Genomic DNA, 21,703 nt, shown 5'->3' with positions numbered 1-21,703 from the left:
CGAAGGGACGAATGGTCATCCCGTCCGGGTCGGACGTTTCGTGCTTATGTCCGGTAAGTTACGACACATCCTGAGTGATCGGTCTGGCGAAGTCAATGGCGGTCAAGAGGCGCCGATCAGAGACCGGGATTCCCTTAGATCGCTGTGCGGAGTCCGTCGCTCGGGTGATGGTGCGCGGCGCGAATACGAAGCGGCATGTCCCGTCAACACTCGGGGTTCCGGACGCCCGGCGCCGTCGGCCGGCGCGGTGCGCTCATCTCGGCCGAAGAGGCCGCGGAAGCACGGCCCCGCGGGCGGCGCGGTGCTGAAACGTTCATCGGAGACCACGCCCCGAGGCGGCGGGAGACGGCATGGCCGGAGCTTCGGCGGCGAGGTCCGCCACCCTCCCGGCATGGCATGTCGATGAAAAGTGGTCCACCGGCCGACGAACAGGCCGGGGCGGTGGTGCGGGCCGGCGATCGCGGCCAGGGATGCCTACAGGGCGGTGCTCCTGAGCCAGCTCGCGGCGGCCTCTCGTGCGGCCGCGACGACGGGACGGTCGCCATGGGCGGCGAGCCATCCCAGTGCTGACGTGCAGGGGGACAGGTCGATCACGTCGAGATAGCGTACGCCTGGCCGGGGGAAGAGGCGGCGCGCCGCTTCGGGGATGAAGGACACCACCTCGCCTCTGGCGATGGCGAGCAGGAGGTCTTCCAGGTCGTGGAACACGGGCCCATATCGCACCGGGGTCCCGTCGGGGCGGGGGTCTTCGGCCCAGTGGTTCCGCCACGGTCGCGGAATCTGGGGCGGGTAGTCGGGAAAGGTGTGTCCGGCGAAATCGGTGACCGACACCGAGTCTCGTCCGGCGAGAGGGTCATCGGCTGAGACGCAGGCGACCCGGGGTTCGCTGGAAAGCCGCAGCAGTTGGACGCCGGCCGGGACCGGTGGGCGCAGAAAGGCGACGTCCACTCTGCCTTCGAGCAGTTGCGTCAGGTGGCAGGTCACGTTCGAGGTGCGCACTTCGATGCTCAGATGGGGGTGCCGGGTGCGCAGGTTCCGCAGGATCGGCTGGGCATAGGGCATCGCCGACTCGGCGGCGAACGTTCCGACGACCAGATGGCCGGTGAGGGTGCGGACCCACTGGTCCGCCTTCTCGCGCAACCGGTGCGTCGCGTCGACGACGGCCTGCGCCTCACCCCGCAGAGCGTGGCCCGCGTCACTCAGACGCACCGCGCGGCCCTCGCGGACGAACAGCGGTACTCCAAGGCGTCGTTCCAGCGCCTGGATCTGGCGGCTCAGCGCCGGCTGGGTCATGCACAGCCGTGCCGCGGCTCTTCCGAAATGCAATTCCTCGGCCAGGGCGAGGAAGAGGCGTATCTGATGAGTGCTCACCTCGCTTCTGGTCGCTCCGTGAACGATGTCGGTGTGCGAGCGGAAGTCCTTGGCTGCGTGCGTGGGGCCGAGGGCGGGGGTCATGGAGAAAAACTAGTCACTTGACTGTTACGTCGCTGATAAGGCCACTGGAACCCCTCTTGCGGTCGTGCGCCCCTTCCCGCTCCCTCTTGCCGATCACGGTCGGCCGCCGGCCGCGTCGGCTCGGGACGCGCCCTGGGCGACCGTCGCGGCTCGCACAACAGTGGCGACGAGCGGTTCAGGGCGGCGGAGCGTGTGAGCGAGCATTTCCGGCCACGCGGCCGTACGCCGTGCCCTCCGGGCGGGGGTGTGGGGTGACGGTATTTTCGGCCGCATCGCGATCAGCCTGAGATGCGGAACAAATCAGGCCGGATCTGCTGAGGCGACTCCCGGGGGAGCTTCCCGTCAGCGGTCATGACGTGAAGGTTATCAATGGCGACAAGATGCTCATGGCCGTAACGGTGGTGCTACGAGCCTCGCTTGTATGACATTTCATCTGGCGGCGAACGCATCACGGGGGCTGACGTTCGCCGCCGCCAGGACGGATCACGTCGATGAATTCTCATCGTCGAGGTAAATGGAGGAGAGAATGGTAAAAAGCCTCAAGGCCGGGATCGCTCTCGCGATCGTCGCGATATTCGCGGCGGCAGGGCTCGGCGCGGCGCCGGCCCACGCCGATTCCGTGAGCTCCTTCCGTATTCGCGACGACCTTGGCAACACGACAGGCTCCATCACGTGGATCGACTACCGATCGGTCAGGATTCAGGGCGAGGTGTGCGACTACAGCGGTGGCGCGAACACCTCGGTGTGGTTCGAATTCTACCTTGCGGGACGCGTTTCTTTCGGCGATTTGGAAAGTCGTTCAGTCACCAGCGGGTGCAGATCATTCAACTTCGAGAAGGTGGGACCGGCGGGGGGTATCCAAGAAATCGACATGAAGCTGTGCGGTGGCGGGTGCGGATCCACACGAACCTACCGGCGGTCGTAGGCGGTTGGTGAGTAAGGCCATCGAGCATATTCCGCGCCATGAGAGCCCCCGCCGCGGCGGGGGCTCTCATGTTGCCGGGGAGCCGGAAGCCGCCTGGGAGCATGCTCGCCGAAGCGCACTTATTAGGTAACGGCTTACTCGGTGGCCCGTCCTGAGTTCAGGCGATCTTCGTGCCCACCCGGTCGATGATCGCTCCGGAGTCCGCGCCGGTGGCGAGGCCGCCGTACGCCAGGCTCCGTTCCGGGCCGAGGCGGGAGGCGCAGAAGGCGTCCGCCACGGCGGGAACGCTGTGTCTGACCAGCAGGGATGCCTGCAGGACGAGGGCCAGGCGCTCGACGACCTGGCGGGCGCGGTGTTCGAGAGTGGCGGAGTCGGTGAGGGAGTCCTTGGCCTCGCGGACGGCGGTGTCCAAGTGGACGTCGGCGCCTTTCGCCTGGTCGACCTCGTCGAAGAAGGCGTCCAGATTGTCGGGTTCCTTGGCGATGGATCTGAGCAGGTCCAGCGCGGCCACGTTGCCCGAGCCCTCCCAGATGCCGTTCAGCGGCGACTCCCTGAACAGGCGCGGCATCTGCGACTCCTCCACGTACCCGTTGCCGCCCAGGCATTCCAGCGACTCCGCCGCGTGCATCGGCGCCCGCTTGCACACCCAGTACTTGGCGGCCGCCAGGGCCGTGCGGCGCAGCGCGCCCTCGCCGGTGTCGCCGCGGATGGCGCGGTCGGTCGCCCCCGCCAGGCGGACCATCACCGCGGTCGCCGCCTCGGACTCAAGGGCCAGGTCGGCCAGCACGTTGCGCATCAGCGGCTGCTCGGCGAGCGCCTTGCCGAACACGGTGCGGTGGGTCGCGTGATGGACGGCCTGAGTCACCCCGTGCCGCATGCCGGCGGCCGAGCCGATGACGCAGTCGAGCCGCGTCATGTTGACCATCTCGATGATCGTCCGGACCCCGCGGCCCTCCTCGCCGACGAGGTGGGCCACCGCGCCTTCGTACTCGACCTCGGCCGAGGCGTTGGACCTGTTGCCGAGCTTGTCCTTCAGCCGCATGATCCGCATCGCGTTGCGCGACCCGTCCGGCAGGACGCGCGGGAGCAGGAAGCACGACAGCCCGCCGGGGGCCTGCGCGAGCACGAGGAAGGCGTCGCACATGGGCGCGGAGTTGAACCACTTGTGCCCGGTGATCGCGTACGTGCCGTCGCCCAGCGGCTCGGCGCGGGTGGTGTTCGCGCGCACGTCGGAGCCGCCCTGCTTCTCGGTCATCGCCATCCCGGCGAGCACCCCGCGCTTGGCGGCCGCCGGCCGCAGGCCGGGGTCGTAACCGCGGGAGGCCAGCAGGGGCTCCCACTCGGCCGCCAGGGCCCGGGTGTGCCGCAACGCCGCCACGCTGGCGTAGGTCATCGAGATCGGGCAGCCGTGACCGGCCTCCACCTGCGACCACACATAGAACTTGGCCGCACGCGCCACGTGGGCGCCCGGCCTGGGGGAGGTCCACGGCGTGGCGTGCAGGCCGTGCTCGACGGCCACCGCCATCAGTTCGTGCCAGGCGGGGTGGAACTCCACCTCGTCGACGCGGTTGCCGTACCGGTCATGGGTGCGCAGGACCGGCGGATGCTCGTTGGCCAGCCTTCCCCATTCCTGGGCCCTGGCCGACCCGGCGAGCGTCCCGAGGCTGCGCAGTTCCCCGAGCGCCCAGTCGGCGCCCTCCCGCCGCACGCCCTCTACCATGGCGGGGTCGGCCGACACGTCGTGACCGGTGAGCGGCGGGACCTGGTTGGTGACCTCGTGCGTCAAGGGAGCCTCCGGGCGGTGTCGGTGCGTGCCGGTGCGATGCCGTTATGCGTCTTCGATGCGCGCTTCGGCATCCATCTCAACATTTCTTTGGAACAGTGGGATGCTCGGGTCGCTGACCAAGGAAGGGTGGGACCGGTGGAGGCCCCTGGAACGACCGACGATCGGCTGCTTCACCAGCGCGTCGTCGGCGGGGACGAGAGCGCGCTGAGCGAGGTGCACGACCGGCTGTATCCGCTGGTGCTGGGCCTGGCGCTGCGGGTCACACGCGACCGGGTCGTCGCCGAGGACATCTCGCAGGAGGTCTTCGTCACCTTCTGGGAGCGCCCTCTGGCCTTCGACCCCGACCGCGGGTCGCTGCGCGGGTGGCTGGCCACCATCGCGCACCGCCGGGCCGTCGACCACGTCCGCACCGAGGAGCGCCACCGGGTCTCGGCCCTCGGCCCCCGCCTGACCGATCCTGAGCCGAGCCCGCTGGAAGACTGGGTGCTGGCCGCCGACGAGGCCGCCCGGGTGCGGCTCGCCGTCAGCAGGCTTCCGAGCGAGGTCCGCGAGGCGATCGAACTCGCGTACTACCGTGGCCGTACCTATCGTCAGGCGGCCGAGGAGCTCGGGCTGCCCGAGGGCACCGTCAAGTCGCGCATCCGGCTGGGCCTTCGCAGGCTCGCCGACGAGCTCGCCGAGAAGGAGGTGTGACGGTGGACCACCACCCCGGCCCGGCCGGCGACGCCCGCGCCTCGGCGTTCCCCCCACACTCCACCCCCCCATTCGAAGCCCCGGACCCATCCTCCGCCTCCGAACCGTCGTCCCTGGCATCCACGCCGGGGGAGAAGCAGTCGTCCCCGCGCTCCGACGGCCCCGGCCGGCCGTCTGCCGCGCCGGACAGGGAGTTCGCCGTCCTCGGCGCGTCCGACGTGCCCGGCGCCGCCGATCCGGTGACGCGCCTGAGCCTCGACGCGCTGGTCGAGGCCGCCGCCGAGACCGCGCGAGAAGGCGGCGGGCAGGCGAGGCTCATGACGGCCGCCCGCGCGGCCCGCCGTCCCACCGCCGCGACCACGGGCGCCGCCGCCCCGTACGCGGCCAGGGTCGCCGCCATGGACGCCCTGCTCGCCTCCGCGGAGCCCGGTGACTGGTCGGTGCGCATCGTCGAGGGCTGGACGCTGCAACAGCTCGTCGCCCACCTCGCCGCCACCGACAGCCTGGTCGCCGCGGCCATCGGCGCGCCGGTGGCCGGTCCCGCGGTCGCCGCTGACGAGGTCCTGAGCCGCACGGCCGACATGCTCGCCTTCGTCGCCGGGCAGACTCCCGAGCGCACCCGCGCCGACTGGCGCCTCCAGGCCGACGCGATCTGCCGCCACGCCGCCTCGATGGAACCCTCCACGATGATCGCCCCCGGCGGCCTCGGCTTCCCCGTCGCCGACCACCTGCTCGCCCGCATGCTGGAGACGTGGATCCACACCGACGACGCGGCCGCGGTGCTGGGCCGGCCCCTTCCGCTGCCGCTCGACGGGCACATCCACCCGACGGCCGACTTCTGCGCCCGGCTGCTGCCCTGGACGATGCTGCTGTCCGGCGTGGAGGGCGGGGACCGCTCGATACGGCTCACGCTGACGGGTCCGGGGGGCGGCGTCTGGCACGTTCCGCTCGACGTCGCAAGGCCGGCCGTGCCCGACGACGGCTCGCCCGTCCAGGCGGCGATCACCTGTGACGCCGTGGCCTTCTGCTTCCTGCTCGGCGGCAGGGGCGCCCCCGCGACCTTCCCCGCGGAGGTCGAGGGGGACGCGGGCCTGGCCCGCGAGGTCCTGCGCACCGCCCCCGCCCTGTCAGGCCCCTGACCTCCCGCCCTCGTGACGGCCTTCCCGCCGGGCCGCCGAGGCCCCGCCTCGCGCGCCTCGGCGGGGCCGTTGAGTTCCTCCTTACGGAGGATCGGAGCGATCGTGATATCGCGCTAAATTCGTTCCATGAATGATCCGGGTGCTATGCGTGCCTCGGACGCCGAGCGCGAGGCCGTCGTAGAGCGGCTCAGAGAGGCCTCCGTCGAGGGGCGCCTGACGCTGTCGGAGCTGACCGAGCGCACCGAGGCCGCCTATCTGGCCGCCACCCACGCCGAATTGGCCCAGATCACCGCCGACCTGCCGGGCGGCGCGGCGCAGGGCTCCGCTCCCCGTCCCTTCCAGGCCCCGTCGTCCCCGCGCCCGGGGGTGGCCAGGCGCTGGTACGTCGCCGTCATGGGCGACACCAAGCGGCGCGGCAAGTGGCGCGTCGACCAGGAGATCGGCGCCGTCGCGGTGATGGGCGACGTGACGATCGACCTGCGCGAGGCGGAGGTGCGCTCCAACGAGGTCGACATCATCGCCACTGCGGTGATGGGGAACGTGAAGATCATCGTGCCGGACGGCGTGGACGTCGACCTCACGGGCGTGGCCATCATGGGCGACAAGCGGGTGGACGTCGTGGAGGCCCCGCCGAGCCGGCATGTTCCCGTGGTGCGGGTGCGGGCGTACGTCGTGATGGGCGATGTCAAGATCATCGGTGACTCCCGTGCCAAGCCGATCCAGCGGGCCTGGACCGCGTGGAGCGAGTGGTGGCTGGAGAGGCGCGGCGAGATCCACGCCGGCCACCGCGAGCACCTGCGCCTGATGAGCGAGCGGCGCGGCGAACTGCACCGCGCCCACTACGAGTCACGGCGCGAGCAGCGCGAGGCTCTCCGCGAGACCTTGCGCGAGACCCGGGAGGACATGCGCCGGTCCCGCCGGGCCGCCCGCCGTGAGGGTCCCTACCCCCCGCCGCCGCCCGCGCCCCCGTACCGCTAGATCATCGGTCGAGTCACCACTCTGAGACCTCGCCCGAACGATCTATGCGTCACCACCTGCGGTTCCGGGAGGGCCGGGGCCGCAGGATCCGTGGCATGACCGGTGCTCTCGAACCGCGGCCCCGGCCCCGTGCCGCCGGGCGCCGCAGGTCGTCATCCGGCGGCCGCGGCCTGGGCGGCCTGGATGGCCTTGTGCAGAGCGCGGGGCACCGGGGCGACGACGTCGCCCAGCTGCTCCCCGCGCTTGCGGACGGACCGCCACTGCGACCAGGGCATGACGGTCCTGAGTTTGATCACCGCCGCCAGGGCGGTGAGCGCGGCGTCCTCGGGCTCCACCCGTGACAGGGACTGCCCGCCGCGCATGGCGCCGATGACGGTCGCGGCGAGCCGCCGCACCACGCGGGTGTCGCGGACCGTCACCTTCTTCAGCGGGATGAGGCCGAGCAGGCGGGTCTGCTCCACGCGGATCCACCCTCCGGCCTCAAGCTGATCGCGCACCTGGCGCACGGCGCCGCCCGAGCCCTTGCTCACCCAGTGCTGCCAGGTGCGCCGCCTGGACGCGGCGATCTGCTGGAGCGCGGCGTCGAGCAGGGCGTCGTCCGCCACCGCCGGCCTCTTCACCACGGGGCCGCTGGTGGCGTCCTCCAGGTGCCCCCGCAGCAGCAGCTCGGCCAGGATGCCGGCGCGCATCAGGTGGCCGAGCTTCCCGCGGGCGGTGAGCCGTCCGCGCTCGATGTCGTAGGCCAGCAGGTAGAGGCGTTGGGGCAGGGAGCCGGGCAGGTTCACCGGGTGCTCCTCTCCGTCGTGTCGTCGTTCGGGGGGCCGGCCGGCCCGGCCCCCGATGGTCGGGCCGGCCGCGGGTCGTTCAGGCGCCGCCGTGGTCCTGCGCGCCTTCTTGCGTGTCTTCTCCCACGTCTTGCCGCGCGTCCTGCTGCGCGGTGTCGGCGCCGTCCAACTCCGAGGCCGCGCCGCCGGCTCGTGCCGGGGCGGCGGGGTCCTTCGGGGGGCGGCCGCGTCTGGGCATGCCGCCCACCTCACCGGGGAGCCGCCCCGCGCCGGCCAGCGCCCGTCGCAGCAGGAACTCGATCTGTGCGTTCGTGCTGCGCAGCTCGTCCCCGGCCCACCGGGTGAGCGCGTCGTGGACGGCGGGGTCGAGCCGCAGGAGGATCTTCTTGCGTTCGCTCACTGGTACAGGGAGCCGGTGTTCACGATCGGCTGCACGTCCTTGTCGCCGCAGAGCACGACCAGCAGGTTGCTGACCATGGCGGCCTTGCGCTCGTCGTCCAGGTCGACGACGTCGGCGGCGTCCAGGCGGTGCAGGGCGGCCTCGACCATGCCGACCGCGCCCTCCACGATCTGGCGCCGGGCGGCGACGACGGCGCCGGCCTGCTGGCGCCGCAGCATGGCCTGGGCGATCTCGGGGGCGTAGGACAGGCGGGTGATGCGCGACTCGATGACCTTGACCCCGGCCGAGGAGACGCGCGCGGCGATCTCGGCCGACAGCTTGCCGGTGATCTCGTCGGCGTTGTCGCGCAGCGAGAGCTGGCCGTTGTCGTGGGAGTCGTAGGGGTAGTTGCCGGCGATGTGCCGGACGGCGGTCTCGGTCTGGATGGCGACGAACTCCACGAAGTCGTCCACCTCGAACACGGCCTTGGCGGTGTCCTCCACCTGCCACACCACGACCGCCGCCATCTCGATCGGGTTGCCGTCGGCGTCGTTCACCTTGGCGACGTCGGTCTCGTGGTTGCGGATGCGGGTGGAGATCGCCCGCCGCTGGGTGAAGGGAACCGTCCAGCGCAGGCCGTCGGTGCGCACCGTGCCGAGGTAACGGCCGAGCAGCTGCACGACCCTCGCCTGACCGGGGGCGACCGCCATCAGGGCCTGGAGCGGCAGGACGCCGAGGACGATGAGGGCGACGCCGGCGGAGACCGTGACCGGGGTGCCCTGCTCGCCCTGGGACCACAGCAGCGCGACGCCCGCGGCGACCAGCAGCACGCACACGCCGAGAACGGGCCAGCCCGACACCTCCAGGGGACGCCGCTCGCTCACCTGCGCCGCCGGCATCTTCACCACGACGTCGTTCACATTCTCTACCTGGGCCATCGTTCCTCCGGGGGGCCTCGTTCGATGACACAACCATAGCAAAGTGATATCACTTTTCAAGCCCCATTTCGGTCGGTGTGGTCGACAAGGTCACCGTCGCTCCCCGACACTTCGAAGACGATGTCGGGGAAGGCGGCGGGAGCGCTATGAAGATCGTGGTGAACGGAGCGCCCGCCGAGCTGGACGCCGGCCCCGACGAGGCGATGGTGGACGTCCTGCGCGACGGGCTCGGCCTCACCGGCACCAAGGCCGCGTGCCGCACCGGCGTCTGCGGCGCGTGCACGATCATGGTGGAGGGCGCGCCGCGGCTGAGCTGCCTGCTGCCGGCCGCGGCGGCCGAGGACCGCGAGGTCACCACCGTCGAGGGCCTCGATCACCCGGTCCAGCGGGCCCTGGCCGTCCACGACGGCCTGCAGTGCGGCTACTGCACCCCCGGCCTGGCGGTCGAGGCCGCCGCCTTCGTCGACGACTGGCGCGCGCGCAACGGCGACACCGCGCCCTCCCGCGAGCACATCGCCGCCGCCATGGCGGGCCATCTGTGCAGGTGCGGAGCCTACGAGGGCATCCAGGCGGCGATCGCGGCGGCCTGCCGGGGCGAGCACGACGACGCGGCCTCCGCCCCCGAGCCCGAGCGGGTCGAGGCGATGGACAAGGTCACCGGCCGGGCCCGCTACACCACAAACGTGCGGCCGGCGGGCATGCTGGAAGGGGTGATCGTCCGCTCGGCCAAGGCGCACGCCCGCGTCGCCTCGGTGCGGGTGCGCGCGGACGGCGTGGTCGACCTGCTGCCGCCCGACCGCGTGGTCCGCTACGCGGGCCAGCCGATCGCCGCCGTCGCCGCGGCCGGGCGGCCGGAGGCGCTCGCGATCGCGGCGAGCGCGGAGATCGTCTACGAACCCCTCCCGGCCGCCCTGGACGACGCGCCGGACGCGCCGCCCGTCTACGACCAGGACGCGAGGAGGCGGGCGCCCAGCCACGCCGAAGGGCTGTCCGTGCCCGCACCCTGGAACGGCAACGTGCGCGGCCCCTTCACCCGGATGAGCAGGCGGGGCCGGACCGCGGCGCGGCGCGTCCAGGCCGCGCGGGCGGCCGCGGACCCCCGTCTGGTGACCGGCACGTTCACCACCGCCGTGCAGGTGCACACCCCGCTGGAGCCGCACGCGTGCGTGGCCCACTGGGACGGCGGCGACCTGCGCCTGCACGTTTCCACCCAGGCCGTCGGCCAGGTCGCCGAGCAGGCCGCCGAGCGGTGGGGCCTGCCGCCCGACCGGGTGCGCGTCGTCGCCGAGCACGTCGGCGGCGGGTTCGGCGGGAAGGTCGGGATGACCGTCGAGGTCATCGCGGCCGCCGAGCTGGCGCGCGCCTGCGGGGCGCCCGTGCGCGTCGTGCTCGGCCGCGACGAGGAGCTCGCCGCCGCGGGCAACCGGCCCGGCACCCGCACCGAGATCTCCCTGCTCACCGACGACCAGGGCGACCTCGCCGCCCTCACCATGGACGTGTACGGGCGGGGCGGGGTGGCCATCGGATCGGGCGTCGCGATGCAGGCGCGGCTGATGTACGGGACGGCGCCCCGCCGGCTCCGCGACTACGACGTGGTCACCAACGAGCCGCCCGGCGCGCCGTTCCGCGGCCCTGGGGCGCCCCCCATGCTGTGGGCGCTGGAGCAGGCCGTCGACGAGGCCGCGCACCGCCGCGGCGAGGACCCGATCGCCCTGCGCCGCCGCTGGGACGGCAACCGCAAGCGGCACGCCCTGTACGAGTGGGCCGCCGCGCTGCCCGCCTGGGCCGGCCGCCCCGTCACCGGCGCGCAGTCGGGCCGCTTCCGCCGTGGCGTCGGGGTGGCCGCCGCCAACTGGATCTACGTCGTGGACCCCGCCACCGAGGTGGAGCTGCGGATGGAGGGCGGCGTGGTCGTGGCCCGCACCGCCACCCAGGACGTCGGGACGGGCGTCCGCGGCGTCATCGCCGCCGTGGTGAGGGAGGAGCTCGGGCTGCCCGCCGAGCGCGTCCGCGTCGAGATCGGCAGGACCGGCGCCGTGCACGGGCCCCTCGCCGCGAGCAGCCGCAGCACCGCCTCCGTGGCCCCCGCGGCGCGCGACGCGGCGCGGCGGCTGCGCCGTCTGGGCCTCGCCGACGGCACCACGGCGGTCGGCAGGCGGCGCGGCGACAGGTACGGCTATCTCAGCCCGTTCGCGGTCGGCGGCATGACGATCGGCCGGGGGCTCAGCGGCGCGGTCCACGTCACCGAGGTGGAGGTCGACACCCGCCTCGGCGCCGTCCGGCCGCTGCGCGTCTGGGCCGGCATCGCGGTGGGCCGCGTCTACGCCGAACGGCTGGCGCGCGGCCAGTGCGAGGGAGGCGTGGTCCAGGGCATCGGCTACGCCCTGTACGAGGAACGCCACATCGACCCGGTGACCGGCGTGGTCCTCACCGCCAACCTGGACGACTATCACCTTCCCGGCATCGGCGACTGCCCGGAGATCGCCGTGCACTTCCACCGCGACGGATGGGAGCACGTCAACGGGCACGGCGTCGGGCTCGGCGAGGTCGCGACGATCGGCGTGGCCGCCTCCGTGGGCAACGCCGTCCACAACGCCACCGGCTGGCGCCCCCGCGACCTGCCCATCCGCCCCGACCGGCTCCTGGAAGGGATCGCAGGCCGATGACCTCTCCCACCGATGGAGATCGCGGGCCGATCACCTCTGCCACCGGTCTCGCCGGCATCGCCGCGGTCGCGCGACGCGGCGGCGAGTTGCGCGCCGGCGGCACCGATCTGATGTCCCGGCCCTCGCGGGGCCCGCACGTGGACCTGCGCGGCCGGCCCGAACTGTCCGGCGTCACCTGGCGGGCCGACGGCGCCGTCCGCATCGGCGCGCTGACCACGATCGCGGCTCTCGCCACGGACGAGCGCATCGGCGCGGCCCACCCCTCCCTTGCGCTGACCGCGGCCGGCCTCGCCACCCCGCAGATCCGCGCGATGGCCACGGTCGGCGGCAACCTGCTGCAGCGCAACCGCTGCGCCTACTTCCGCAACGCGGCGTTCTCGTGCTTCCAGAGCGGCGGCGACGGCTGCCCGGCCCGCGGCGGGCTCACCCTTCGCGCCGCGGTCGTGCACAGCGGCCCGTGCGTGGCCCCGCACCCGTCATCCCTGGCGATGGCGCTGCTCGGCTGCGAGGCGACGGTGGAGGTGCACGGCGGCGAGACGGCGGCGGAGACGCACGGCGAGGCCACGAAAGAGGCTCATGGCGAGGCCACGGCAGAGGCTCATGGCGAGGCCACGGCAGAGGCTCACGGCGAGGCCACGGCAGAGACTTACGGCGAGGCCACGTTCCCCGTGGCCGAGCTCTACGGGGACGGCGCCGACCCGACGCGCGACCACCTGCTCGCCCCCGGAGCCGTCCTGCTCGCCGTCGTCCTGCCGGCGCCGCGGCCGGGGGAACGCGCCGCCTACCATCGGGCGACCGCCAGGTCGCACGGCGAGTGGCCGCTGGTGGAGGTGGCGGTGCGCCTGGTCGTGGACGGCGAGCGCGTCGTCTTCGCCAGGGTGGCCGCGGGCGGCGTCGCGCGCGTACCACTGCGCCTGCCCGAGGTCGAGAACGCGCTGCTGGCCGGCGAGCCCCTGGAGCGAGCGGCCGCCCTGGCCGCCGCCCGCTGCACCCCGACCCCCCAGAACGCCTACAAGGTCGCCCTGCTCACCGGAACCGTCCTGTCAGCCCTCGAACAAGCCCGGCAGCCCTCACCCTGACGCGGACTGAATGTCAGCGTCGGCGCTTGTCGGTCCGACGAGGGTGGCCGGTGCCGGCCTGCGTGATCCAAAGGATGCGTTGATCGTCATCGATCGCATACAGATCCTGCCGCCCCCGGTCACCTCGTACTGCCACTGCTCCAGCTCGACGCCGTCGATTTTCACTGCCTTGAGATCGAACTTCAGGCGGTGCCGCCGCGCCACGTCGTCGTGGCCACGTGGGTCGGCGGTGATGGCGATCCAAGCTCGATCGAGGTTCGCGGGGGTTTGGGAAAGGAGTGAGGCCCACCCCAGCGCGGCTTGGCGGTCCACGAGGCGGACGATCCAGCCGGTCGGTCGTCGCACCTCGTCACCGCGGTTCAACTTGTCACGCACCGGCAGCGCCGGGCCGTGGCGCGTCGGCGGCCTCGGTGGTGGAGAAGGGGCCGCGGAGTCGGCGGGCGAGTTCGGGATCGGAATAGATCTCGGCGGTGGAGGTCCATTCGCGCAGCGCGCGGGCGAATGGGACGAGCAGCCCTGTGTCGGCGCCCGCGAGTAGATGATCGAGAAGTTCGGTCACGCACTCCAGGCGGGCCTCGGCAGGTAGCCAGGTCAACCAGGGGAGTTCCTCGGCGAAGACCTGTTCGGCCAGACCACGATTCGCGCGCGCGATGATCGACAGCGACCGGGCCGCAAGCCGGAGCCCGTCGGTCATGGCCTGAAAGCGCTCCGACCGCATGAGTACGAGGTTTTCGGCATCCCTGCGTTCCAGGATGACGTCGGCATCATCGAGCGCCGGGAACACGCTGGTCTGCTTGTTGATCAGCGTCGAGAAGGGAAAAGACCGCGTTGCCATGCCGCCACTCTACATTCTAAGTTCGAAAGTAGTTCAGCTAACTCCCCGACCTGTGGGCCGCGCGTCTGCGATGCGCCAGGCGATCTGTCTGCCGGCAAGGCGATCAGATGGTCGCGGGGATGGGGATTCTGGGCTGGAAGGTTCGTGGCAGGGCCTGGGCGTAGCGTTCGAGGAGGATGGCGGGGAGTTCGGGGGCCTGGCCCAGGGGGGCGGCCACCGCGTGGGCGCCCGCTCGCAGGGTGTTCGTGCGCACCTTGTCCGCGAAGTGGCCGGGGGCGAGCAGGTAGGAGGCCACCACGACGCGGCTCGCCGCCCGGCGGGGGGAGGACGGTTCCGTCCGAGGTGGGAAGAATCGTTCCGTTTGGAGCGGGGAGGACGGTTCCGTCCGGTGAGGGTTGGCGGGGTCCGTCCGGTGGTTGGTGGTGGGGCCCGGCCGGCCGGCGAGGAGTTCGCGTACCGCATCCTCGGGAGTGGGGGAGCAGGCGGAGGCGTAGGCGGGGGTGACCGAGTGCCAGCCGCCCGAGCGGGCCCATTCACGGGCCATCCGGGCGATCACGGCGTTGGCCCGCGCGTCGCTGGAGCCCGCGGAGACCAGGACCACGGCGGTGTCCGGGTCGCCGATCTCCACGCCGGCCTCGGCCAGGCGCCGCTCCAGGGCCGTGATGAGCAGCGGGTGCGGGCCGAGCGTCGCCCCCTGGTGGACGCGGAGCCCCGGACGCGTGGCGACCGCCTCCCGCAGTGCGGCGGGGATGTCGACCCGGCTGTGGTAGGCCTCGGTGAGCAGCAGGGGCAGCACCACGGCCCCGTCGATGCCGGCCAGCGCCTCACCGAGCGACGGCCGCGAATGGTCGAGGTAGGCGGCGTGGACGTCGATGCCGGGGCGCGCCAGCCGTACGCCGTCGAGCAGGGCCGCGACGGTGGCGGAGGCGCGCGGGTCGCGGGACCCGTGCGCCACGGCCACCAGGGGCGGGAGGCGTCCCGGGAGAGGGATCGGAAGCGAACTCCGCAGGATCGGCCGCGGGCTTTCGAAGGTCGGGCGCGGGCCTTCGTGCGTCGGAGGTCGGCCTTCGAAGGTCGGACGTGGGACTTCGTGCATCGGAGGGGGACCTTCGAGGGTTGGGCGCGGGCCTCGAAGATCCGGGGACGGACCCCTGAGGCTTGGACGCGCGGCCTCAGGGGCGGGGGAGGCGCTCAGAGGTGGATGCCGCATTCGGTCTTGCCCAGGCCGGCCCAGCGGCCGCTGCGGGGGTCCTCGCCGGGGGCGACGCGGCGGGTGCAGGGCCCGCAGCCGATCGAGGGGTAGCCGTCGTACTGCAGCGGGTTGATCAGCACGCCGTTGTCGGCCATGTAGTTGTCGACGTCGTCCTGCGTCCAGCGGGCGATCGGGTTGACCTTGACCATCTGGCGCTTGGCGTCCCACTCGACGACCTTGGTGCCGGTGCGGGTGGGCGACTCGTCGCGGCGGATGCCGGAGACCCACGCGAGGTAGGGCTCGAGCGCGCGGTTCAGCGGCTCCACCTTGCGCAGGTAGCAGCACAGGTCGGGGTTGCGGCCGTGCAGGCGGGGGCCGAGTTCGCGGTCCTGCTCGGCGACCGTGCGCGAGGGCCGCACGTTGATCACGTTGACGTCGTACACCTGCTGGACGGCGTCCCGGGTGCCGATGGTCTCGGCGAAGTGGTACCCGGTGTCGATGAACAGCACGTCCACTCCCGGCTTCACCCGGCTGACGAGGTCGATCAGGAGGGCGTCGCTCATCGAGGAGGTCAGGCACAGCCGGTCGCCGAAGGTGGCGGCGGCCCAGCGGATGATCTCGCGGGCGGGGGCGTCCTCGAGGAACTCGGCCGCCGACTCGACGATGCCACGCAGGTCGAGCACGCCGCGCTGTCGTTCCAGTCCGGCTTCTATCTCCACCAGTGTCATGACTCGCTCACCACTCCTCGATCTTCCGTTTGTGCGGGTGCCGCCGGGCACAGGGGTGCCCGGGGCTCGCCGCCGTTCATGAACGCACGCCGATGCCGAGGAACCTCAGCTTGAAGGCGCGGGCGCACGAGCGGCAGTACCAGCCGCCGTCGCCCTCGTAGGGTTCGAGGTCCTCCTCGCCGCAGTAGGGGCAGTGGAACGGGACCGCGCGCTCGGTCATGCGTTCCTCCTCCCGATGGCGGCGGGGCGGCCGGGGGCCCTCACTTGAGGTCCGCTTCCTCGGCCCGCTGCACCCATTCGGCGAAAGTCTCTTCGTCGTTCTTCTGGCTCTGGTAGTTCTTCAGGACGCGCTCGACATAGTCGGGCAGCTCGTCGGCTGTGGCCTTGAGGCCGCGCACCTTGCGCCCGAACCCGGCGTTCACGCCGAGCGACCCGCCGAGGTGCACCTGGAAGCCCTCGACCTGGTTGCCGTTCGCGTCGGTGACCAGCTGGCCCTTCAGCCCGATGTCGGCCACCTGGATGCGGGCGCAGGAGTTCGGGCAGCCGTTCACGTTGATGGTGAGCGGCTCTCCGAAGCCGGGGAGGCGGCGCTCCAGCTCGTCGATGAGGTTCGACGCGAGCCCCTTGGTCTCGACGATCGCCAGCTTGCAGTATTCGATGCCGGTGCAGGCCATCGTCTGGCGGCGGAAGGTGCTCGGGTTGACCTGCAGGTCGGCGGCCTCGAGGTCGGCCACGATGCCGTCCACCTGGTCCGGCGCGATGTCGAGGATGACCATCTTCTGCTCGACGGTCGTGCGGACGCGGGCCGAGCCGTAGCGCTCGGCGATGTCGGCGATCAGGTGCAGCTTGTCGCCGTCCAGCCGCCCGACCTTGGGCGCGAAGCCGACGTAGTAGTTGCCGTCCTTCTGCGGGTGCACGCCAACGTGGTCGCGGCGGCCGCCGCGCGGCAGCTCGGGGGCGGGCCCGTCCGGCAGGGTGTAGCCGAGGTACTCCTTCTCGAGCACCTCGCGGAACCGCTCGGCGCCCCAGTCGTTGACCAGGAACTTGATGCGGGCGCGGTGGCGGAGCCTGCGGTAGCCGTAGTCGCGGAAGATGCCGATCACCCCGGCCCACACCTCGTGGACCTGGTCGGGGCGGACGAACGTGCCGAGCCGCTTGGCGAGCATCGGGTTGGTGGACAGGCCGCCGCCCACCCACAGGTCGTAGCCCTTCTCGCCCTGCTCGTCGACGACTCCGACGAAGGCGATGTCGTTGATCTCGTGGACCGTGCAGGAGGCCGGGCAGCCGCTCATCGCCGACTTGAACTTGCGGGGCAGGTTCGAGTACGCCTTGTCGCCGATGTAGCGCGCGACGGTGTCGTCGATCTGGGGCGTCGCGTCGATCACCTCGTCGGCGTCGATGCCGGCCAGCGGGCAGCCGAGCATCACGCGCGGGGTGTCGCCGCAGGCCTCGGTGGTCGACAGGCCGACGGCCTCCAGGGCCTCCCAGATCGCCGGCACCGACTCGACCTCGATCCAGTGGAGCTGGATGTTCTGCCGGTCGGTCACGTCCGCCGTGCCTCGCGCGTAGGTGTTGGCGATGTCGGCGATCGTGCGGAGCTGGGCCAGGTCGAGCTGGCCGCCGTCGATGCGGACGCGGAGCATGAAGTAGCGGTCGTCCAGCTCCTCGGGCTCGAGGATGGCCGTCTTGCCGCCGTCGATGCCGGGCTTGCGCTGGGTGTAGAGGCCGAACCAGCGGAAACGGCCGCGCAGGTCGGCCGGGTCGATGGAGTCGAAGCCCTGCTTGGAGTAGACGTCGATGATCCGCTGACGGACGTTCAGCCCGTCGTCGTTCTTCTTGTTCTCCTCGTTCTTGTTGAGCGGCTCGCGGTAACCGAGAGCCCACTGCCCTTCACCACGCGGGCGCTTGTGGTGGCGGCTGGCAGGCCGGGGCGGGCTGGTCATGGTGCGTCCTTTGCCGAGAATGGTCGTCGGGTCGCACGGACGCTCGTGAGCAGGCAGCCTGACGTCTCAGGACGTGAGACGTGGGCGCAAAAAAAGGACGCCTGTCACGTGCCCGTGCTGGCGAGAAGTCAACAGGGGGCGACGGTCAACAAGCGTCACAACAGATGGCACTGCGGACACGCAGGAAGTCGACGTGGCGTCGCACGACGAGAAGCGGGTCCGCTGGCATGTCCCAAACGATACCCGCCGTGCGCGCGATGTCCAATATCGGGTCCACACTTTGGGATAAGGTGCCCCTTTTGGTAGGGGTTGTCACCCACAGATAGGGGTGCTCCATACCCCACCGGGGTTACGGGCGCGGTCAGGTAAGGGCCCGCGCCAGGCCCGGCGGGCGGCCGTCGCCGGGCGGCCCGGCGAACGCCTGGGCGACCGCCGTCCAGGCCGCGGCCGTGTCGCCGCGCACCTCCAGCGAGGTGTCGGCCAGGGAGCAGCGCTGGGTCACGAGCAGGCAGAAGTCCAGAACGGGGCCGCGCACCAGGTCCGCGGCGCCCTCCGGGCCGCGACTCCACGGCGTGCCGTCCGGCAGCGCCAGCTCCACCCGCACCGGGTCCTTCGGCGCATCCATGCCGCGGACCGTGAAGCCGTACGGCATCGCGCGCACGCCGAGATCGGCCACGTGCCGCAGCCGCGCGGTCGGCACCCGCGCGATGCCGAGGGCGTCCGCCACGTCCTGCCCGTGCGCCCAGGTCTCCATCAGCCGGGCGGTCACGAAGGACATGGCGGACAGGTCCGGCCCGTACCACGGCAGCCGCGTCTTGGGGGCCAGTCCGCCGAAGGCGTCCAGGCTCCGGGCGCGCGCCGTCCGGAACCAGTCGAGGACCTGCTCGGGGGACAGGCTGCGCGCGGCCTGGGCGATCTCGTCCACGGCGGAGTCCCCGCGGGCCGTCAGGGCCGGCAGCGCGGCGCGGAAGCCCTCGGCGTCGGTCACGGCCGTGGTCGCCGCGTCGTCGAACCATGCGAGGTGGCTGATCTGGTCACGCACGGCCCAGCCCTTCGCGGGCGTCGCGAGCTCCCAGCCCGCCGCGTCCAGCGTCCGGATCATGGCCGTCAGCTCCGCGCTTTCCGCTCGGAGATCGATCAGCAGCTCGGACATGGAGACGGCCACGGGTACCTCCGCTTCGCATGCGCTTGCGTCAGCGTAACCGAGTGTCGTTCTGGGAGGAACAGGAGGAAAATGGACGATGTGATCTGCGAAGAATGCAGGGATCACCGGCACGACGACTGCCGGGGCGGTTCCTGGTGCGACTGCCAGCACAGGCCGGCCGGCGAGCCCGGCGAGAGCATGCTCGTCTGGTCCCACACCGGTTAGCCCGCCGTTTCCCGCGCGAGGGCCCGACGTTCCCGCGCTGTGCTTCGATGTCTCGGTGCGGAGCCCGGCCGTGCGGACCGGCGCCCTCCCGTGCGGACCGGCGCCCCTCCCGTGCGGGCCCGCGCCTCCCGTGCGGCACGGCGCACCCCGCGCGCCGGCGCTCCGGGCGACGACCGCGCGTGCGGCCCTGGTTTTTCCGTGCCGCCGACAGAGCGCTTGACTACGCGTTGACCTGCGTTTTCACGGGGCTTGCCGCATATTGGATGGTTATGATGGAGGCCGATCCTCGCCCGGACAGGTAGGACGGCGGTTCAGGGGGTAGACGCCACGCTAGGAGATCGTTACGCGGTGGGGTCGTGGTAGAGCCATGTTGCGAATACCTTTGGATGCCATGACGTCCACCGACGCTCCTACCAGGTCGACCGGCCCCTCCCGCCGGGCGACCCGCTGGAGGTTGGTGCGGGCCAAGGCCAAGCGCAACGCCGCCGCCGGCCTGTCGGCCGTCCGCGGATCGAGGACCTGGGGCCGCGGGGCCAGGACGCGGGCCGCCCTGCGCGACTCGCGCCTGTGGGGGCTCGTCCGCGCCACCACGGTGGCCGGGTTCAACTTCCGGGTGACCGGCCTAGCCGGCGAGGCCGCGTTCTTCGCGCTGCTGTCGCTCCCTCCGTTCGTCCTCGGGCTCATCGGCATGCTCGGGCACATGAGCGGCGTCCTCGGCCCCGGCACCGTGGCCGAGACCCGCGGGTGGGTCCTGAAACAGTCGCAGCTGCTGTTCACCGGGAACACCGTCGAGCGGGTGGTGCGGCCGCTGCTGGACGACGTGCTGAGGGGCGGCCAGGTGTCGCTCATCTCGGTGGGTTTCCTGCTCGCGCTGTGGTCGGGCTCGCGGGCCCTTTTCGTCTATGTCGACCTGATCTCCATCGCCTACGGGCTCGGCGAGACCCGGGGCATCATCCGCACGCGCATCCTGTCGTTCGGCCTCTACCTCGCGGCGCTGCTCATCGGCCTGATCGTCATCCCGGTGCTGGTGATCGGGCCGACGATCCTGTCCAACGCCCTCCCGCAGTACAGCGGGCTGGTCGGCATCCTGTACTGGCCGGTCGTCGTCATCGGCTCGGTGCTCGTCCTCACCCTGCTGTACCACGTGAGCGTCCCCGTGCGCACCCGCTGGTGGCGCGAGGTGCCGGGGGCGCTGCTGGCGCTGCTGATCTGGATCGCCTGCGCGGCGGTGCTCCGCGAGGTGCTGGCGGCGTGGTTCTCGCCGCTGTCGATCTACGGCTCGCTCGCGGCGCCCATCGCCGTCCTGCTCTGGTTGTACATCACCGCGCTCGCGGTGCTCATCGGAGCCACGCTCAACGCCGAGGTCGACCGGCTGTGGCCGGGTGGCGGGCACGGCAGAAACGGCGAGTCCGCTATCGTCTAATCGTCGAAACGCGACGTGACTGGCGCGTCTGGGTGGGGGCTACCACCGGGGAGCGAAGAGGTCGGAGGCCGGGCGCCTGGGTCTCCGCCGGAGCCAACGAAGGGTAGGGCCATGAGTTCTCTTGCAGACGTCGACCCGGAGATCGCCGAGCTGATCAGGGCGGAGGAGCGCCGCCAGGCCGACACCGTCAAGCTGATCCCCTCGGAGAACTACGTCTCCAGGGCCGTTCTCGAGGCGACGGGCACCGTCCTCACCAACAAGTACTCCGAGGGCTACGCCGGCAAGCGCTACTACGAGGGCCAGCAGGTCATCGACCAGATCGAGACCCTGGCCATCGAGCGCGCCAAGTCGCTGTTCGGCGTCGCCCACGCCAACGTCCAGCCGTACTCGGGCTCGCCGGCCAACCTGGCCATCTACATGGCCTTCCTGAACCCGGGCGACACCGTCATGGGCATGGGCCTGCCCTTCGGCGGCCACCTCACCCACGGCTGGTCGGTCTCGGCCACCGGCAAGTGGTTCAACCCGGTCAGGTACGGCGTGCGCCAGGACACCGGCCGCATCGACATGGACGAGGTGCGGGCCCTGGCGCTGGAGCACCGCCCCAAGCTCATCTTCTGCGGCGGCACGGCCATCCCGCGCACGATCGACTTCCCGGCCTTCGCCGAGATCGCCCGCGAGGTCGGCGCCGTCCTGGCCGCCGACATCGCCCACATCGCGGGCCTGGTCGCCGGCGGCGCCCACCCCTCGCCGGTGGGGCACGCCGACGTCATCTCCACCACCACCCACAAGACGCTGCGCGGCCCGCGCGGGGCCATGCTCATGGCCACCGACGACGAGCACGCCAAGGCGCTCAACAAGGCCGTGTTCCCGGGCCTGCAGGGCGGCCCGCACAACCACACGACGGCCGCCATCGCCGTCGCGCTGCGCGAGGCCGCGGCCGACGACTTCAAGACCTACGCCCACCAGGTCGTCCGCAACGCCAAGGCGCTGGCGGAGGAGCTGTCGGGCCGCGGCTTCGAGCTGGTCTCGGGCGGCACCGACAACCACCTCATCCTGATCGACCTGACCTCCAAGGGCGTCGCGGGCAAGCCGGCCGCGCAGGCCCTCGACCGGGCCGGGCTCGAGACCAACTACAACACCGTGCCGTTCGACCCGCGCAAGCCGTTCGACCCGTCGGGCCTGCGCATCGGCACCCCCTCGGTGACCAGCCGCGGCATGGGCGAGAGCGAGATGCGGCAGATCGGCGCCTGGATGGACGAGGTCGTCACCGCGCTGGCCAAGGGGGACGCCGAGGAGGTCATCGCCCGCGTCCACGGCGAGGTCAGCGAGCTGACCGCCAAGTTCCCCGCCCCCGGCCTCAGCTGACCCGCGCGGCCGCGCCGCACGCCGG

At 71.9% G+C, this 21,703-nt stretch carries 21 protein-coding genes and 1 riboswitch; of the genes, 9 read left to right on the top strand and 12 right to left on the bottom strand.

Annotated elements, in window-relative coordinates; all coding sequences use genetic code 11:
• Nucleotides 1–474: 474 nt before the first annotated feature.
• Entirely contained in the window at nt 475–1,455 is a 981-nt protein-coding gene (locus ACFO60_RS13765) for a LysR family transcriptional regulator (protein ID WP_380840516.1), read from the bottom strand.
• 514 nt (nt 1,456–1,969) lie between these two features.
• Between ACFO60_RS13765 and ACFO60_RS13760 the strand changes: the two genes are divergently transcribed.
• Complete coding sequence (locus ACFO60_RS13760; RefSeq protein ID WP_380840515.1) at nt 1,970–2,380, top strand: hypothetical protein; 411 nt, start codon at nt 1,970–1,972, stop codon at nt 2,378–2,380.
• Nucleotides 2,381–2,537: 157 nt separating this feature from the next.
• On the opposite strand, the gene ACFO60_RS13755 is transcribed toward ACFO60_RS13760, so the two are convergent.
• A complete protein-coding gene (locus ACFO60_RS13755) occupies nt 2,538–4,166 on the bottom strand; it encodes an isovaleryl-CoA dehydrogenase (protein ID WP_380840513.1) in 1,629 nt (542 codons plus the stop codon).
• 135 nt (nt 4,167–4,301) lie between these two features.
• Between ACFO60_RS13755 and ACFO60_RS13750 the strand changes: the two genes are divergently transcribed.
• From ACFO60_RS13750 to ACFO60_RS13740, 3 genes are all read left to right on the top strand, one after another.
• The gene (locus ACFO60_RS13750) at nt 4,302–4,859 is read left to right on the top strand and encodes a sigma-70 family RNA polymerase sigma factor (RefSeq protein ID WP_380840512.1); all 558 of its coding nucleotides are present in this window, start codon (nt 4,302–4,304) and stop codon (nt 4,857–4,859) included.
• A 2-nt stretch (nt 4,860–4,861) separates the two neighbouring features.
• The gene (locus tag ACFO60_RS13745) at nt 4,862–5,998 is read left to right on the top strand and encodes a maleylpyruvate isomerase family mycothiol-dependent enzyme (protein ID WP_380840510.1); all 1,137 of its coding nucleotides are present in this window, start codon (nt 4,862–4,864) and stop codon (nt 5,996–5,998) included.
• Between the two features lie 144 nt (nt 5,999–6,142).
• The gene (locus ACFO60_RS13740) at nt 6,143–6,976 is read left to right on the top strand and encodes a DUF1707 SHOCT-like domain-containing protein (RefSeq protein WP_380840509.1); all 834 of its coding nucleotides are present in this window, start codon (nt 6,143–6,145) and stop codon (nt 6,974–6,976) included.
• Between the two features lie 152 nt (nt 6,977–7,128).
• Here ACFO60_RS13740 and ACFO60_RS13735 read toward each other — a convergent pair whose 3' ends face one another.
• The 3 genes from ACFO60_RS13735 to ACFO60_RS13725 all read right to left on the bottom strand — a co-directional run bounded on the left by ACFO60_RS13735 (nt 7,129) and on the right by ACFO60_RS13725 (nt 9,078).
• Nucleotides 7,129–7,761, bottom strand: a complete 633-nt coding sequence (locus ACFO60_RS13735) for a GOLPH3/VPS74 family protein (protein ID WP_380840507.1) — start codon at nt 7,759–7,761, stop codon at nt 7,129–7,131.
• A 79-nt stretch (nt 7,762–7,840) separates the two neighbouring features.
• A complete protein-coding gene (locus ACFO60_RS13730; protein ID WP_380840506.1) occupies nt 7,841–8,161 on the bottom strand; it encodes a type II toxin-antitoxin system antitoxin in 321 nt (106 codons plus the stop codon).
• The gene (locus ACFO60_RS13725) at nt 8,158–9,078 is read right to left on the bottom strand and encodes an SPFH domain-containing protein (protein ID WP_380840504.1); all 921 of its coding nucleotides are present in this window, start codon (nt 9,076–9,078) and stop codon (nt 8,158–8,160) included. Before ACFO60_RS13725 ends, ACFO60_RS13730 begins: the two co-directional genes overlap by 4 nt.
• A 146-nt stretch (nt 9,079–9,224) precedes the next feature.
• Here ACFO60_RS13725 and ACFO60_RS13720 point away from each other — a divergent pair, with 146 nt between their 5' ends.
• Complete coding sequence (locus ACFO60_RS13720; protein WP_380840503.1) at nt 9,225–11,744, top strand: molybdopterin-dependent oxidoreductase; 2,520 nt, start codon at nt 9,225–9,227, stop codon at nt 11,742–11,744.
• On the top strand, nt 11,741–12,823 hold the full coding sequence (locus ACFO60_RS13715) for an FAD binding domain-containing protein (RefSeq protein ID WP_380840501.1): 1,083 nt from the start codon (nt 11,741–11,743) through the stop codon (nt 12,821–12,823). The genes ACFO60_RS13720 and ACFO60_RS13715 overlap by 4 nt, the downstream gene beginning before the upstream one ends.
• Here the strand turns inward: ACFO60_RS13715 and ACFO60_RS13710 are convergent.
• The 7 genes from ACFO60_RS13710 to ACFO60_RS13680 all read right to left on the bottom strand — a co-directional run bounded on the left by ACFO60_RS13710 (nt 12,815) and on the right by ACFO60_RS13680 (nt 18,686).
• Nucleotides 12,815–13,198 carry a hypothetical protein gene (locus ACFO60_RS13710; protein ID WP_380840500.1) on the bottom strand — a complete coding sequence of 128 codons (384 nt, stop codon included), beginning with the start codon at nt 13,196–13,198 and terminating at the stop codon, nt 12,815–12,817. The genes ACFO60_RS13715 and ACFO60_RS13710 overlap by 9 nt on opposite strands.
• A complete protein-coding gene (locus ACFO60_RS13705) occupies nt 13,191–13,658 on the bottom strand; it encodes a hypothetical protein (protein ID WP_380840499.1) in 468 nt (155 codons plus the stop codon). Before ACFO60_RS13705 ends, ACFO60_RS13710 begins: the two co-directional genes overlap by 8 nt.
• A gap of 103 nt (nt 13,659–13,761) precedes the next feature.
• On the bottom strand, nt 13,762–14,619 hold the full coding sequence (locus ACFO60_RS13700) for a sirohydrochlorin chelatase (protein WP_380840498.1): 858 nt from the start codon (nt 14,617–14,619) through the stop codon (nt 13,762–13,764).
• Nucleotides 14,620–14,849: 230 nt separating this feature from the next.
• Nucleotides 14,850–15,578: a phosphoadenylyl-sulfate reductase gene (locus ACFO60_RS13695; RefSeq protein WP_380840497.1), complete on the bottom strand. Its 729-nt coding sequence runs from the start codon at nt 15,576–15,578 to the stop codon at nt 14,850–14,852.
• Between the two features lie 76 nt (nt 15,579–15,654).
• Nucleotides 15,655–15,798, bottom strand: a complete 144-nt coding sequence (locus ACFO60_RS13690) for an Insertion element protein (RefSeq protein ID WP_380840495.1) — start codon at nt 15,796–15,798, stop codon at nt 15,655–15,657.
• A 40-nt stretch (nt 15,799–15,838) separates the two neighbouring features.
• Nucleotides 15,839–17,521: a nitrite/sulfite reductase gene (locus ACFO60_RS13685; RefSeq protein ID WP_380840494.1), complete on the bottom strand. Its 1,683-nt coding sequence runs from the start codon at nt 17,519–17,521 to the stop codon at nt 15,839–15,841.
• Nucleotides 17,522–17,882: 361 nt separating this feature from the next.
• On the bottom strand, nt 17,883–18,686 hold the full coding sequence (locus tag ACFO60_RS13680; protein WP_380840492.1) for a TIGR03084 family metal-binding protein: 804 nt from the start codon (nt 18,684–18,686) through the stop codon (nt 17,883–17,885).
• Nucleotides 18,687–18,755: 69 nt separating this feature from the next.
• On the opposite strand from ACFO60_RS13680, the gene ACFO60_RS13675 reads away from it, so the two are divergent.
• From ACFO60_RS13675 to glyA, 3 genes are all read left to right on the top strand, one after another.
• Nucleotides 18,756–18,890, top strand: a complete 135-nt coding sequence (locus ACFO60_RS13675) for a hypothetical protein (protein ID WP_380840491.1) — start codon at nt 18,756–18,758, stop codon at nt 18,888–18,890.
• A gap of 391 nt (nt 18,891–19,281) precedes the next feature.
• Complete coding sequence (locus tag ACFO60_RS13670) at nt 19,282–20,313, top strand: YihY/virulence factor BrkB family protein (protein WP_380840490.1); 1,032 nt, start codon at nt 19,282–19,284, stop codon at nt 20,311–20,313.
• 5 nt (nt 20,314–20,318) lie between these two features.
• Nucleotides 20,319–20,402: riboswitch (ZMP/ZTP riboswitch) on the top strand.
• Nucleotides 20,403–20,424: 22 nt separating this feature from the next.
• Complete coding sequence (glyA, locus tag ACFO60_RS13665) at nt 20,425–21,678, top strand: serine hydroxymethyltransferase (protein ID WP_380840489.1); 1,254 nt, start codon at nt 20,425–20,427, stop codon at nt 21,676–21,678.
• Nucleotides 21,679–21,703: the final 25 nt, after the last annotated feature.

Source organism: Sphaerisporangium dianthi (assembly GCF_042654065.1).
Classification (GTDB): Bacteria; Actinomycetota; Actinomycetes; order Streptosporangiales; family Streptosporangiaceae; genus Sphaerisporangium; species Sphaerisporangium dianthi.
Note: the sequence above shows the minus strand (reverse complement) of the source record. Positions and strands in the feature narration are given on the sequence as shown.

Bases quoted from the DNA above. Each gene is read 5' to 3' on its own strand.
- ACFO60_RS13720 (WP_380840503.1), top strand. From the start codon at position 9,225: ATGAAGATCGTGGTGAACGGAGCGCCCGCCGAGCTGGACGCCGGCCCC.
- ACFO60_RS13725 (WP_380840504.1), bottom strand. From the start codon at position 9,078: ATGGCCCAGGTAGAGAATGTGAACGACGTCGTGGTGAAGATGCCGGCG.
- ACFO60_RS13695 (WP_380840497.1), bottom strand. From the start codon at position 15,578: ATGACACTGGTGGAGATAGAAGCCGGACTGGAACGACAGCGCGGCGTG.
- ACFO60_RS13675 (WP_380840491.1), top strand. From the start codon at position 18,756: ATGGACGATGTGATCTGCGAAGAATGCAGGGATCACCGGCACGACGAC.
- ACFO60_RS13760 (WP_380840515.1), top strand. From the start codon at position 1,970: ATGGAGGAGAGAATGGTAAAAAGCCTCAAGGCCGGGATCGCTCTCGCG.
- ACFO60_RS13715 (WP_380840501.1), top strand. From the start codon at position 11,741: ATGACCTCTCCCACCGATGGAGATCGCGGGCCGATCACCTCTGCCACC.
- glyA (WP_380840489.1), top strand. From the start codon at position 20,425: ATGAGTTCTCTTGCAGACGTCGACCCGGAGATCGCCGAGCTGATCAGG.
- ACFO60_RS13765 (WP_380840516.1), bottom strand. From the start codon at position 1,455: ATGACCCCCGCCCTCGGCCCCACGCACGCAGCCAAGGACTTCCGCTCG.
- ACFO60_RS13690 (WP_380840495.1), bottom strand. From the start codon at position 15,798: ATGACCGAGCGCGCGGTCCCGTTCCACTGCCCCTACTGCGGCGAGGAG.
- ACFO60_RS13685 (WP_380840494.1), bottom strand. From the start codon at position 17,521: ATGACCAGCCCGCCCCGGCCTGCCAGCCGCCACCACAAGCGCCCGCGT.
- ACFO60_RS13705 (WP_380840499.1), bottom strand. From the start codon at position 13,658: ATGGCAACGCGGTCTTTTCCCTTCTCGACGCTGATCAACAAGCAGACC.
- ACFO60_RS13740 (WP_380840509.1), top strand. From the start codon at position 6,143: ATGCGTGCCTCGGACGCCGAGCGCGAGGCCGTCGTAGAGCGGCTCAGA.
- ACFO60_RS13670 (WP_380840490.1), top strand. From the start codon at position 19,282: ATGACGTCCACCGACGCTCCTACCAGGTCGACCGGCCCCTCCCGCCGG.